At 73.3% G+C, this 12,687-nt stretch carries 10 protein-coding genes; 4 read left to right on the forward strand and 6 right to left on the reverse strand.

The genetic code is table 11. The annotated features are described in order from the left end of the window. Positions 1 to 237 precede the first annotated feature (237 nt). Together QUY26_RS28735 and QUY26_RS28740 are read right to left on the reverse strand one after the other, a co-directional pair. Positions 238 to 1,512 carry an MFS transporter gene (locus QUY26_RS28735; RefSeq protein WP_289951615.1) on the reverse strand — a complete coding sequence of 425 codons (1,275 nt, stop codon included), beginning with the start codon at positions 1,510 to 1,512 and terminating at the stop codon, positions 238 to 240. A gap of 265 nt (positions 1,513 to 1,777) precedes the next feature. Continuing rightward, complete coding sequence (locus QUY26_RS28740; protein WP_289951618.1) at positions 1,778 to 2,380, reverse strand: hypothetical protein; 603 nt, start codon at positions 2,378 to 2,380, stop codon at positions 1,778 to 1,780. 79 nt (positions 2,381 to 2,459) lie between these two features. Between QUY26_RS28740 and QUY26_RS28745 the strand changes: the two genes are divergently transcribed. The 3 genes from QUY26_RS28745 to QUY26_RS28755 all read left to right on the forward strand — a co-directional run bounded on the left by QUY26_RS28745 (position 2,460) and on the right by QUY26_RS28755 (position 4,738). Beyond that, positions 2,460 to 3,563: a sialidase family protein gene (locus QUY26_RS28745; protein WP_289951621.1), complete on the forward strand. Its 1,104-nt coding sequence runs from the start codon at positions 2,460 to 2,462 to the stop codon at positions 3,561 to 3,563. Between the two features lie 135 nt (positions 3,564 to 3,698). Further along, positions 3,699 to 4,403: an NADPH-dependent F420 reductase gene (gene npdG, locus QUY26_RS28750; protein WP_289951622.1), complete on the forward strand. Its 705-nt coding sequence runs from the start codon at positions 3,699 to 3,701 to the stop codon at positions 4,401 to 4,403. Positions 4,404 to 4,540: 137 nt separating this feature from the next. Continuing rightward, positions 4,541 to 4,738 (forward strand): hypothetical protein, encoded by a 198-nt coding sequence (locus QUY26_RS28755; RefSeq protein WP_354670715.1) that lies wholly within the window; start codon positions 4,541 to 4,543, stop codon positions 4,736 to 4,738. On the opposite strand, the gene QUY26_RS28760 is transcribed toward QUY26_RS28755, so the two are convergent. Continuing rightward, the gene (locus QUY26_RS28760) at positions 4,728 to 5,525 is read right to left on the reverse strand and encodes a site-2 protease family protein (RefSeq protein WP_289951625.1); all 798 of its coding nucleotides are present in this window, start codon (positions 5,523 to 5,525) and stop codon (positions 4,728 to 4,730) included. The two genes, QUY26_RS28755 and QUY26_RS28760, sit on opposite strands and share 11 nt — an antisense overlap. Positions 5,526 to 6,037: 512 nt before the next feature. Here QUY26_RS28760 and QUY26_RS28765 point away from each other — a divergent pair. Further along, positions 6,038 to 9,520 carry an AfsR/SARP family transcriptional regulator gene (locus QUY26_RS28765; protein WP_289951626.1) on the forward strand — a complete coding sequence of 1,161 codons (3,483 nt, stop codon included), beginning with the start codon at positions 6,038 to 6,040 and terminating at the stop codon, positions 9,518 to 9,520. Between the two features lie 31 nt (positions 9,521 to 9,551). Here the strand turns inward: QUY26_RS28765 and QUY26_RS28770 are convergent, their stop codons facing one another. The 3 genes from QUY26_RS28770 to panB form a co-directional block, all read right to left on the reverse strand. Beyond that, positions 9,552 to 10,409, reverse strand: coding sequence for an ABC transporter permease (locus QUY26_RS28770; protein WP_289951628.1), 858 nt, complete (start codon positions 10,407 to 10,409; stop codon positions 9,552 to 9,554). Then, positions 10,406 to 11,449 (reverse strand): ATP-binding cassette domain-containing protein, encoded by a 1,044-nt coding sequence (locus QUY26_RS28775; RefSeq protein WP_289951630.1) that lies wholly within the window; start codon positions 11,447 to 11,449, stop codon positions 10,406 to 10,408. Before QUY26_RS28775 ends, QUY26_RS28770 begins: the two co-directional genes overlap by 4 nt. 299 nt (positions 11,450 to 11,748) lie before the next feature. Beyond that, positions 11,749 to 12,630 carry a 3-methyl-2-oxobutanoate hydroxymethyltransferase gene (gene panB / locus QUY26_RS28780; protein WP_289951632.1) on the reverse strand — a complete coding sequence of 294 codons (882 nt, stop codon included), beginning with the start codon at positions 12,628 to 12,630 and terminating at the stop codon, positions 11,749 to 11,751. Between the last annotated feature and the right edge of the window lie 57 nt (positions 12,631 to 12,687).

Below are 12,687 nucleotides of genomic sequence, written 5' to 3' on the forward strand. Positions count from 1 at the left end.
CGCCGGCGGCGCGCCGGGGGTTTCCTGTCCCGCCGCCACCGCGGCGGGCATCTCCCACCCCTCCCCCCCAAGCTCTTGAAGAGCAGGGGGACCCCCCACCCCGTTGCCACCCGGCCGCACGGTGAACGCAGCCTGCGGGGGTTGCCCGCCGTCGGCGGCTGCGGGTTGGATTCCCGCTGCCGCCAGCGGCGTCGGTGCGGCTCGTCACCGTGGAATGCCGGGGGCGCCCCAGTCGGCCTAGGCGGCCGCCGCCTCCGTGGCCTCCCTGCGGCGGCGGGCGTCGGCGTCCGTCGACGCGTCGTACCGCAGGAGGGACGGCAAGGCGGCGGACAGGGCTGCCACCGCGCCGACGCAGACGAGGCCGCCGGACCAGATCGCCGGGCGCGTGCCGGTCCAGCCCGCCGCTGCGCCTGCGCGGACCTGGCCGAGCTGGGGGCCGACGCTGTAGGACAGGACCTCGATCCCGGCGAGACGCCCCCGCAGCTCGTCGGGGATCGTCTGGTTCCAGATCGTGGAGCGGGCCAGGCCGCTCAGCATGTCCCCGGCCCCGGCGAGAGCCAGACACAACAGGACCAGCCACACATTGCCGAGCACCCCGGCCAGGGTGATGGCGAGCCCCCACCCCGCGGCGCCGCACACGACGAGCACCCCGTGCCGCCGCACCCGGGACGTCCACCCACTGGTGAGGCTGAGGAGCAGCGACCCGACGGCCCCGGCGGCGTACATCAGCCCGAGCGACCACTCGGCGTCCAGATCGTCCGCGAGGAACGGGAAGATCGTGTTCGGGAAGGCGAACAGCATCGCGACCCCGTCGATGGCGTACGTACCGAGCAGCACGGGCCGCGACCACGCGTACCGCGCCCCCTCCGCGAGCCCTCGAAGGGACGGCTTCTGCGCCCCGTGCGTAGCGGGCGCGGGCGAGAGCCGGGTGCACAAAAGCACGGAGACGGCGAAGCCGACGACGGTCACCGCGTACGCCGACGCGTGCCCGGCGTAGGCGACGACGACACCCGCGAGCGCCGGACCGGCGATCGCGCCGACGTTCCAGCGCAGCGAGTTCAGCGCGGCGGCGGCCGTGAGCTGGTCGTGCGGCACGATCCGGGCCATCAGCGAGTCGAGCGCCGGCCGCTGGAGCCCGGCGAGGCCCGAGACCCCGGCCGCGACGACGTACAGCGGCCACAGCATCGGCTCCGGCAGCAGCGCGTTCACGAACAGGATCAGCGCCAGGAAACCGAGCGCCGCCTCGGTCAGCAGGATCACCTTGCGCCGGTCCACCGCGTCCGCGAGCGCCCCGCCGTACAGCCCGCAGACGATCAGCGGAATCAGCTCGACGGCCCCCATCGCACCGACAGCGAGCGGCGAGTCGGTGAGGTGCTTGATCTGGAGCGGCAGGGCGATCATCGCCATGAAGCTGCCGAAGTAGGTGACCAGGCCCTGCACCCAGAGGAGCCGGAAGTCGCGGGTGGAGTGCCACGGGGAGAGGTCGGGCAGGATCGCGGCGAAACGTTTCACGAAGGGACATGTTCAACGGGGGAGCGGGCACGGAGCAAACGAATTGTTCCAGGGCGGAGCCGGGCCGGGGCTCTGGCCAGGGGCCAGGACGCACACGCACTCGCCGACGGTGGGCAACCCCGCAGGCGGCGTTCCCTGCGCGGCCGGGTGGAAACGGGATGGGGGTCCCCTGCTCTTCAAGAGCTTGGGGGAGGGGTGGGAGATGTCCGCCGCGGTAGTGGCGGGACAGGGCCGGCCCCACCGGACCGCACCCGAAACGGCCGCGCTACCAACGCGCGGGCGGCGCCACCGTCAGCTGGTCCGCGAGCCGCGAGAGCCGGTCGCGGAACCGGCGCCGCCCCCGCGGCGCGGGCAGACTGTTCTCGCCCGCCGCCGCACTCACCAGGTGCTGGACGGTGTCCAGATCGAGGCCCGCCGCCTCCGGCACCGTCAGCGACTCATGGGCGAGCCCGCCCAGATCGCCGTCCCGCTCCCCGAGCGCGAACACCGCCGCCCCCGCCCGCCGCGCGTCGTGCACCCGCGACAGCAGCCCCGCCGGAGGCGCGGTCGGCGCCACCACCAGCAGCGTCTCCCCGCGCCGCGCCGCCTCGATCCTGCCGAGGCCCACCGACAGCTGCGCGGGCGCGTCCGGCCGCGGCCGGTGCCGCACGAGCGTGGGCGTCAGCTCCGGCGTGCCGGACCAGGCGGCCTCGTCCACGAGGTGCGCCGCCAGGTGCCACGGCTCGTACTCCCGCGTGCCCACGAGCAGCAGACCACCGCCGTGCGGCACGACGCTGGCCCGCAGCGCGCCCGCGAAGCGGCGGGTGGCGCCCGGCCATTCGGTCCCGGCGAGAACTTCGCGCAGCAGCGCGACGCGTACGGCGTCCACGGGGGCGCATACTGCCCCAACGGGAGATTCGTCAGCGGGAATTCACCCCGAATTCCCCCGTGTCGGGGAAGGGATACGCATGCCAGTGGAGACAGCTGAGACAACCGAGACCGTCGAGACGTCCGTCCCCTTCCGCGCCGGCCGCGAGGGGTACGCGAGCTTCCGTATCCCCGCCGTGGTCGTGACGCAGGCCGGTACGGTCCTCGCCTTCTGCGAGGGCCGCGTCGGCTCGCAGGAGGACTTCGGGAACATCGACGTGGTCCTGAAGCGGTCCGTCGACGGCGGCCGCACCTGGGGCCCCCTCCAGGTCGTCGGCGCCAACGGCACCGACCTCGCCGGGAACCCGGCCCCCGTCGTCCTCGACACCGGCCGGATCCTCCTCGTACACGTCAGGAACGCCGCCGCGGCCACCGAGGACGCCATCCGGCGCGGCCGGGTGAGCGCCGCCGACGGCCGCCGCGTCTGGGTGCGCCACAGCGACGACGACGGCCTCACCTGGTCCGCCGCCCGCGAGATCACCAAGCAGACGAAGAAGACCTCCTGGCGCTGGTACGCCACCACCCCCGGCCACGCCATCCAGCTCCGCGGCGGCCGCGTCGTCGTCCCCGCCAACCACTCCCTGCCGCCCACCGGCACCGACAACGGCACCGAGGGCAAGTACAACGGCGGACACTGCCTCCTCAGCGACGACCGCGGCCAGAACTGGCGCATCGGCTACGTCGACGACAACACCAACGGCTACATCAACGTCAACGAGACCACCGCCGCCGAACTCCCCGACGGCCGCGTCTACTTCAACACCCGCAACGACTCACCCGCCCCCGGCACCCGCGCCGACGCCCACTCCCACGACGGCGGCCAGAGCCTCGTCAAGCCCTTCCGGCCCCAGTCCTGCCTCACCGGCCCCGTCGTCGAGGCCAGCGTGCTGCAGCTCGTCGACCCCGACCTGCTGCTGTACTCCGGACCCGCCGACCCCGGCTTCCGCGCCCAGATGAGCATCCGCAAGAGCTACGACGGCGGCACCACCTGGCACCCCGCCCACACCGTCGACGGCCTGCCCGCCGCCTACTCCGACCTCGCCCGCCTCGACGAGGACGCCGTCGGGCTCCTGTACGAGACGGGGGACTTCAGCGCCTACGAGACCGTCACCTTCCGGCGTGTGCCGCTCCACTGGCTGGACTGAGCGCCGTCGGCCGGGCGGGGTGAGCGCGGTCGGCCGGGCGGGGTGAGTGCGGTCGGCCGGGCGGAGTGAGCGCGGTCGGTCCGGGTGGGTGCGGTCGGTCCGGGCGGTGCGGTGGTGCGGACGTAAGGTCTCACCATGACTTCCACGGAAAGTGTGCAGAAGGCGCCCGCCAAGGACCCCTGGGACCTGCCCGACGTGTCGGGGCTCGTCGTCGGCGTGCTCGGCGGCACCGGCGACCAGGGCCGCGGGCTCGCCTACCGCCTCGCCCGCGCCGGCCAGAAGGTGATCATCGGCTCGCGCGCCGCCGAGCGCGCCGCGTCCGCCGCCGGTGAACTCGGCCTCGGCATCGAAGGCCTGGACAACGCCGAGTGCGCGCGGCGCAGCGACATCGTCATCGTCGCCGTGCCGTGGGACGGGCACGCCAAGACCCTCGAAGCGCTGCGCGCCGACCTCGCGGGCAAGCTCGTCGTCGACTGCGTCAACCCGCTCGGCTTCGACAAGAAGGGCGCGTACGCCCTGAAGCCCGAGGAGGGCAGCGCCGCCGAGCAGGCCGCCGCCCTTCTGCCCGAGTCGCGCGTCACCGCCGCCTTCCACCACCTGTCCGCCGTGCTCCTCCAGGACGAGTCCATCGACGAGATCGACACGGATGTGATGGTGCTCGGCGAGAGCCGCGCCGACACCGACCTCGTGCAGGCCCTCGCCGGGCGCATCCCCGGCATGCGCGGCGTCTTCGCCGGGCGGCTGCGCAACGCCCACCAGGTGGAGTCCCTGGTCGCCAACCTGATCTCCGTCAACCGGCGGTACAAGGCGCACGCCGGGCTGCGCGTCACCGACGTGTAGTCCACGTGTAGTCCACGTGTAGTCCGCGTGTAGTCCACGCGCAGTCGACGTGCAGCCACCGCGTTCCTGCGCGCGCGGGGCATGGGGGACACTGGTGCGGTACGTCCGCCGGAATGCCGCAACAGGAGCCGCACCCCATGCCCCGCCTCGCCTTGTACGCCCTCGTCGTCTGCGTCCTGTCCGTCGCCGCCGCCGTGGTCTCCTTCGCGCAGGGCAGCCTGCTCGGCATCGTGTGGGTGCTCCTCGCCGGACTCTCGTCCAACATGACCTGGTACTACGTCCGCCGGGCCAAGGCCCTGCGGCAGCGCGACGAGGCCGCCTCCGCTAACCGTTGATCACGGGGATGTCCGGGGTGCCCTGCCAGAAGCGGTACAGACGCTGGCCCCAGTAGGTGTCCCAGTCCGTGACGCCGAGGCCCCGCAGGATCGCGTCCACCGCGTCGAAGAACACGTCGTTGACCTCCGGGATCCACAGGATGCCGAAGACCGCCAGCAGGCCGAACGGGGCGAACGGCTCCACCTGGCGGCGGATGTTGTACGACAGCCACGGCTCGATCACGCCGTAGCCGTCCAGGCCCGGGATCGGCAGGAAGTTCAGGATCGCCGCGGTCACCTGGAGCAGGGCCAGGAACCCGAGCGCGTACCGGAACGTGTCCGGGACGCCGTCCAGGGCGTCCAGCCAGAACGGCGCCGTGCAGACCACCGCGAACAGCACGTTCGTCAGCGGGCCCGCCGCCGAGATCAGGCTGTGCCGCCACCTGCCCTGGATGCGGCCCCGCTCGATGAACACCGCGCCGCCGGGCAGGCCGATGCCGCCCATGATCACGAACAGTACGGGCAGGACGATGCTGAGCAGTGCGTGCGTGTACTTGAGCGGGTTGAGGGTCAGATAGCCCTTCGCGCCGATGGAGATGTCGCCGCTGTGCAGGGCGGTGCGGGCGTGGGCGTACTCGTGCAGGCACAGCGAGACGATCCAGGCCGCCGTCACGAAGAGGAACACGGCGAAGCCCGGGTTGTCCGCGAAGCCGGTCCAGGCCGCCCAGCCCGAGGCCGCGGCGACCGCCGCGATCCCTACGAAGACGGGGCTGACCCGGTGGTCGCTCCGGGTGGGGGCGGTGGTCATGGTGCTCCTTCGTCCGCGGAACGGGGTGCCGTTGCTGCTGGAGGCTACATGTCCGGGCCGCCATCAGGGGGTTGCTGTCCTTCGCCCTCGCTCCGGTGCGTGGGTGCGGGGCCGTGCCGGTATGTCCGTGCTCGCGTGTGTGTCGTCGCCCACAGCTCCTGTACGCCCCTCGTGGTGGGCCGAGCTGCGCGCGGACATACCGGCACGGCCCCTCCCGTCCGGTTGGCGGCTTTCGGTTCGGGGGGCGGATGGTGGGGGTTCCGGGTGGCGCCTTTCGGTTCGGGGAGGGCGGATGGTGGGGGCTCCGGGTGGCGCCTTCCGGTTCGGGGAGGGTGGATGGTGGGGGTTCCGGGTGGTGGGGATCTGTTCTGTGGGTTCCTCGATTGGCCTTCGGTTTGGTGGGGTTTCCTGGTCCGGTCAGTGGTTCGGTGGGGTTCCTCGTTCGGCCAGTGGTTGGTGGGGCTTGCCGGTGGTCGGGAGGGGGCGGGGCGTGGGCGGGGGACAATGGGCGCGTGCGTTATCGCGTTCTCGGCGTGACCCGGGCCCTGCGCCCCGACGGCACCACCGTGCCCGTCGGCGGCGCCCGCCTGCGCGCCCTCCTCGCGGCCCTCGCCCTGCGCCCCGGCCGGGGCATCCCCGCGGCCGTCCTCGTCGACCAGGTCTGGGGCGGTGCACCCCCGGCCGACGCCCCCGCCGCCCTGCAGGCCCTGGTCGGCCGGCTGCGGCGTGCGCTCGGCGCCTCCGCCGTGGCCTCCGCCGACGGCGGCTACCAGCTGTGCGCCGCCCCCGACGACGTGGACGCCCACCGCTTCGAGCGCCTCGTGGGCGAAGGCACCCGCGCCCTCGCCGACGGCGACCCCGCCAAGGCCGCCGCCCTCCTCGACGACGCCCTCGGCCTCTGGCACGGCGACGCCTTCACCGACCTGCCCGACCACACCGCGGAAGCCACCCGCTGGTCCGCCCGCCGCCTCGACGCCCTGCGCGCCCGTCTCACCGCCGCCCTCGCCCTCGGCCAGGCCGAGAGCGCCCTTCCCGAGCTCGCCGCCCTGTGCGACAGCCACCCCCTGGACGAACCCCTCCAGGCCCTGCGCCTGCGCGCCCTGCGGGACGTCGGACGCCCCGCCGAGGCACTCGCGGCGTACGAGGACGTACGCCGCACCCTCGCCGACCGCCTCGGCGCCGACCCCGGCCCTGAACTTCGGGCTCTGCATGGGGAGTTGCTTCGGCCTGGGGCGGGGGCGTTCGGTGATGGGGTGGGTGCGGCCGGTTCCGGTGGTGAGAGTCCGGGGGTGGGTGCCGGCTCAGCGGTGGGCGTCCGTGGTGGTGCGGAGACGGGCTTCGATCGCGGTGGCCCCAGCGGTCTCGTCGGTCCGGGCGCCCGCCCCACCCGGCCTGCCCCCGGCAACCTCCGCGCCCGCCTCACCTCCTTCGTCGGGCGTACCGGCGACATCGACGCCATCCGGGACGACCTGGGCCGGGCGCGGCTCGTGACCCTGACCGGGCCCGGCGGCGCCGGCAAGACCCGGCTGTCGCAGGAAGCCGCGGAGGCCGTCGCGGACGCCTCCCCCGACGGGGTGTGGCTCGCCGAACTCGCGCCCGTGGACGACCCGGACGACGTACCGGAAGCCGTCCTCACCGCCCTCGGCGCCCGCGAGTCGGTGCTGCGCGGCGCGGGCGCCGAAGAACTGCGCGCCGCCGCCGAGCGGCACGCCGACGACCCGGTCGTACGCCTCACCGAGCACTGCGCTCCGCTCCGCATGCTGCTCGTCCTCGACAACTGCGAGCACGTCATCGACGCCGCCGCCCGCCTCACGGATCGGCTCCTCGCGGAGTGCCCGGGGCTCACCGTCCTCGCCACCAGCCGCGAACCCCTCGGCGTACCGGGCGAGTTGGTCCGCCCCGTCGAACCCCTGCCGGAACCCTTCGCCCTGCGCCTCCTCGCTGACCGCGGCGCCGCCGCCCGGCCCGGCTTCCGCATCGACGACGACGCCCGCGCCGCCGCCGAGATCTGCCACCGCCTCGACGGCTTGCCCCTCGCCATCGAACTGGCCGCGGCCCGGCTGCGGATGCTCACCCCGCGCCAGATCGCCGACCGCCTCGACGACCGCTTCCGGCTCCTGACCAGCGGCTCCCGCACCGTCCTTCCGCGCCAGCAGACCCTCCGTGCCGTCGTGGACTGGTCCTGGGACCTCCTCGACCCCGCCGAACGCGCCGTCCTGCGCCGCCTCTCGGTCTTCGCGGGCGGCTGCGACCTCGCCGCCGCCGAAGCCGTCTGCGTGGGGGAGGAAGCAGGGGGTGGTGGGGTGCGTGGTGATTTCGGAGGGTCCGGTGGTGAGGGCGCGGGGGGTGCGCGCTGTCGTGTGGAGCGTCGTGACGTCGCCGGCATTCTCGGCTCCCTCGTCGACAAGTCCCTCGTCGTCGCCGCCCCCGCCGCCCACGACGACGTGATGCGCTACCGGCTCCTTGAGACCGTCTCCGAGTACGCCGCCGAGCGGCTCGACGAGGCGGGGGAGCGGGCCGGGGTGACCCGGGCGCACCTCGTCCACTTCCGCGAGTTCGCCCGTGTCACCGACCCGGCGCTGCGGCGCCGCGGGCAGCGCGAGGCCATCGCCGCGTTCGAGGCGGAGTACGAGAACCTGCGCACCGCGCTGCGCCACGCCGTCGCCGCGCGCGACGAGCAGGAGGCGCTGTGCCTCGTCCTGTCCCTGTCGTGGTTCTGGCTGATCCGCGATCTGCGGCAGGAGGTGCGGAACTGGTCCCGGGAGGTCATCGCCCTCGGCCCCGACCCCTTCGCGGGCCCCGTCACGCCCGCCGCGCCGCTGTACGGGCGCTGCACCGACGTCCCGCCCCCGCTGACGGGCGAACTCCTCCAGGAGGCGCGCCGCGGTGTGCACCTCATCCAGCTGTCCTGCATGGACATGGACCCGGTGGGCTGGCACACCCCGGACGCCGACCGGAAGCTGCGCGCGATCCGGGACACCTACCGGCCCGGCCTGCCGCAGACCTGCCGGAGCCCGGGAAACCTGTGGTTCTTCGCCGTCCTGATGACGGGGGACGTCGACCGGCTGCACGACGCCGTCGACGCGACCGTCGCCGCCTGCCGCGATCTCGGCCTCGACTGGGAGCTGGCCGCCGCCCTCCAGCAGCGCGCCAACATCCTCGCCAACCGCGCCGACTGGGCGGGGGACGCCGTCACCGACGCGGACGAGGCCCTGGAGATCTGTACCCGCATCGGTGACTCCTTCGGCGCGGCCGAGGCGCTGTCGTCGCGCGGCGAGGCCCATGAGCGGCGCGGGGAGTACCTGCTAGCGGCCGACGACTTCCAGGCCGCGATGGACCACGCGGGGGAGGTCGGCGCGCGGGCCCAGGTGTCGCTGCTGACCGCCCGGCTCGGCACCGCCCTCATCGAGGCGGGCCAGGAAGAGCGCGGCGAGGTCCTGCTGCGGCAGGTGATCGACGACAGCGGCAGCCGGCTGAACGGGGCGCTGCCCGCCGCCAGGCTCTTCCTCGTCGGCCTGCTCGGGCGGACCGGCCGCGTCCGCGAGGCACGCGAGCAACTGGTGACCCTGCGCGAGGAGTTCGCGGTCTTCGGCTTCGCCCTCTTCGAGGGCTTCCTACTCGGCTCGCACGCCTGGCTCGACACCCTCGACGGCCGGTACGAGCGCGGGCTCGGCCATGCCCTCGAGGCCGTCGAGCGGGCCGCCGAGCCCTTGGCGCAGATCGTCGCCCCGCAGCTGCTCTCCGTCCATCTGGCGACCGCGGCCCGCGCCCTCGCCTCCCACGACCCCGGTCGCGCGGCGGACGCCGCCCGGCTCCTCGCGGTGGCCGACGCCCGGCTGCCGTCCGGCCATGTCCCCGTCGCCATGGAGCGGGAGGTCCGCGCCGCCGCCGAGCGGACGGTCCGCGCGGTGCTCGGCGACGCGGGCTACACCGCCGCGTACGCCGAGGGCGACGGCCTCTCCTGGGAGGAGGCCGTCGCCTCGGCGGGGCTGTGAGCACGCGCCGCGCCCGGGCGCGACGTCCGCGTCACGTCTTGGTGCGGAACTTGTGGATCGCGATCGGCGCCATCACGCCGGTCAGGACCACCGACCAGATGAGCGTCACCCACACGTCGTGGGCGACCGGCGTGTCGCCGTTCATCAGGCCGCGGGCGGCGTCGGCGAGCGACGACAGCGGGTTGTAGTCCGTGAACGCCTGGAGCCAGCCGGGCATGGAGTCCGTCGGCGCGAAGATGGACGAGCCGAACTGCAGCGGCATCAGGACCAGGAAGCCCATGCCCTGGATGGCCTGGGCGCTCTTCATCACGACACCCATGGTGAGGAAGATCCACATCAGGCCCACGCCGAAGGCCATCGCGAGGCCGATGGACGCGATCAGACCCGGGACGCTCTCCACCGAGAAGCCGATGATCAGGGCGACGACCAGCAGGATCGCCGTGGCGACCAGCATCCGCAGGAGCTCGACCACGATCTTGGCGATCATCACCGACGAGCGGCCGATGGGCAGCGACCTGAAGCGGTCCATCACACCGGTCTGGAAGTCCTGGTTGAAGCCGGTGCCCACACCCATGGCCATGTTCATCCCCATCATGGCCATCAGGCCGGGGATCACGTACTGCACGTACTCGTCGCGGCCGCCGCCGAGGGCCTGGCCCACGGAACCGCCGAAGACGTACACGAACAGCAGGGTGAAGATGATCGGCATCAGGACGGCGTCGAACATCGACTCCATGTCCTGCTTGATCCACAGCAGGTTGCGGCGGACGAGCGCGCTGGTGTGGCGCACGTGAGCGCGCAGGCCGATCCGGGTGTCCGGCCCGGGCTTGGGCCTGGGCCGCTCCTGCGCGGGCGGCGCGGAGGGCGCCTTGACGGTGGTGGTGCTCATGCGGCGACCCCCTCGAGATCGGTGGCCTGCGCGGCCGTGGAGTCCAGCGACTCACTGGTCTTGTGACCGGTGAGGGACAGGAACACCTCGTCCAGGCTGGGCAGTTCGGTGGCGATGTCGGAGAGCGTGATGCCGCGCGCGGTGAGCGCGCCCACGACCGCAGTGAGCTGTTCGTCGCTGAGGATCGGCACCAGGACCGTGCCGGTCTCGGTGTCCACCGTGGTCGTGGCGAGGCCGGTGAGACCCGCCTCGTCCAGGGCGGCGGCCGTGGGGTGCAGCTGCGCCGGGTCGGCCGGGCGGATGCGCAGGGTGCGGCCGCCGACCTTCGCCTTCAGCTCCTCGATGCCGCCGTTCGCGATGACCTTGCCCCGGTCGATGACCGTCAGCTCGCTGGCGAGTTGCTCGGCCTCTTCCATGTACTGCGTGGTCAGCAGGACGGTGACGCCGTCGCCGACCATGCGCTTGACCTCTTCCCAGACCTCGTTGCGCGTGCGCGGGTCGAGGCCGGTCGTCGGCTCGTCGAGGAACAGCACGGCCGGGCTGCCGATCATCGACGCCGCCAGGTCGAGCCGGCGGCGCATGCCTCCGGAGTACGTCTTCGCGGGCCTGCGGGCGGCCTCGGTGAGCGAGAAGCGCTCCAGGAGGCCGTCCGCGCGCGAGCGGGACTCCTTGCGGGACAGGTCGAGCAGCCGCCCGATCATGTAGAGGTTGTCCCAGCCGGTCAGCTTCTCGTCCACCGACGCGTACTGACCGGTGAGGCCTATGACGCGGCGCAGCTGGCGCGGCTGGCGCAGCACGTCGTACCCCGCGACGAAGGCGGTGCCGGAGTCGGGCGTGATGAGGGTGGAGAGGCAGCGTACGAGTGTGGTCTTGCCGGCGCCGTTGGGTCCGAGGACGCCGAGGACCGTTCCCTCGCGCACGTCCACGTCGACGCCGTCCAGCGCCTTGGTCTCGCCGTAGTGCTTGACCAGCCCCCGTACCGAAACGGCGCTTCCGGCGCCGTCCGCTCCCCGTTGGGGCTTGTTGTCGATTTCTGTCATGCCGTACATGAGAGCAGGTGCCACCGACAATCCACCGACAGCCGACCGACAGGAGCGGGAGCGGGGGGTGGCCGGTGGGCGGTCGCCCGCGGGGACGGGTGTGGAGGAAACGAGGTGAAGCGGGGCGAGCCACCTGCGGGGCGGGGTGGCGCGTTCTCGACGGTGGCAACCCGGTCAGGCCGGGAGGAGGCGGGCAGCCCGCCGACGGGGGACGGTCGGCGGACTGCCGTTGGTGCCGCGATGGTTCGGGTCGGCCGCGGGGCCCCGGCACGACGTGCCGGGGCCCCGCGGCCCGGGCGTCAGTGGACCGCGTGCTCCGCGGCCGGGAACGCGCCGCCCACGACGTCCTCGGCGAACGCCTTCGCGGCGTCGCCCATGACGCCGCGCAGGTCCGCGTACTGCTTCACGAAGCGCGGCATCCTGCCTCCGGTCAGGCCCAGCATGTCGGTCCACACCAGGACCTGGGCGTCGCAGTCGGAGCCCGCGCCGATGCCCACGGTCGGGATGTGCAGCGACCGGGTGACCTCGGCGGCCAGCTCGGCCGGTACGAGTTCGAGCACCACCGCGAAGGCACCCGCGGCCTCGGCCGACTTGGCGTCCCGCAGCAGTTGCTGGGCCGCCTCCTCGCCGCGGCCCTGGACGCGGTAGCCCATGGTGTTCACGGACTGCGGGGTCAGGCCCAGGTGGGACATCACGGGGATGCCGGAGCTGACGAGCAGTTCGGTCTGGGCCAGCGAGCGCTCACCGCCCTCCAGCTTCACCGCGCCGACGCCGGCCTCCTTGATCAGGCGGGTGGCGGACCTGAGTGCCTGGACGGGGCCCTCCTGGTACGAACCGAAGGGCAGGTCGGCGACGATCAGGGCGCGGCTCGTACCGCGCACCACGGCCGCGGACAGGACGGCCATCTCGTCGAGGGTCACGGGCACGGTCGTCTCGTACCCCAGGTGGCAGTTGCCCGCCGAGTCGCCGACGAGCATGACCGGGATCCCGGCCTCGTCGAAGACGGACGCGGTCATCGCGTCGTACGCGGTGAGCATGGGCCACTTCTCGCCGCGCTCCTTGGCGGCAGTGATGTCGCGGACGGTGATGCGGCGCGTGCCCTTGCCGCCGTACAGCGCCTTGCTGCTGTCGGTCTTCCGCTCCGTGGGGGCGGGGCTCTGGGCAGCCGAAAGCTGTGTCATCGCAACGGCTCCTTCTGTCGTCTCGAGGCGCCCTGACGGCGTCCCCGGATCACGTCC

This window comes from Streptomyces flavofungini, assembly GCF_030388665.1.
Lineage (GTDB): Bacteria > Actinomycetota > Actinomycetes > Streptomycetales > Streptomycetaceae > Streptomyces > Streptomyces flavofungini_A.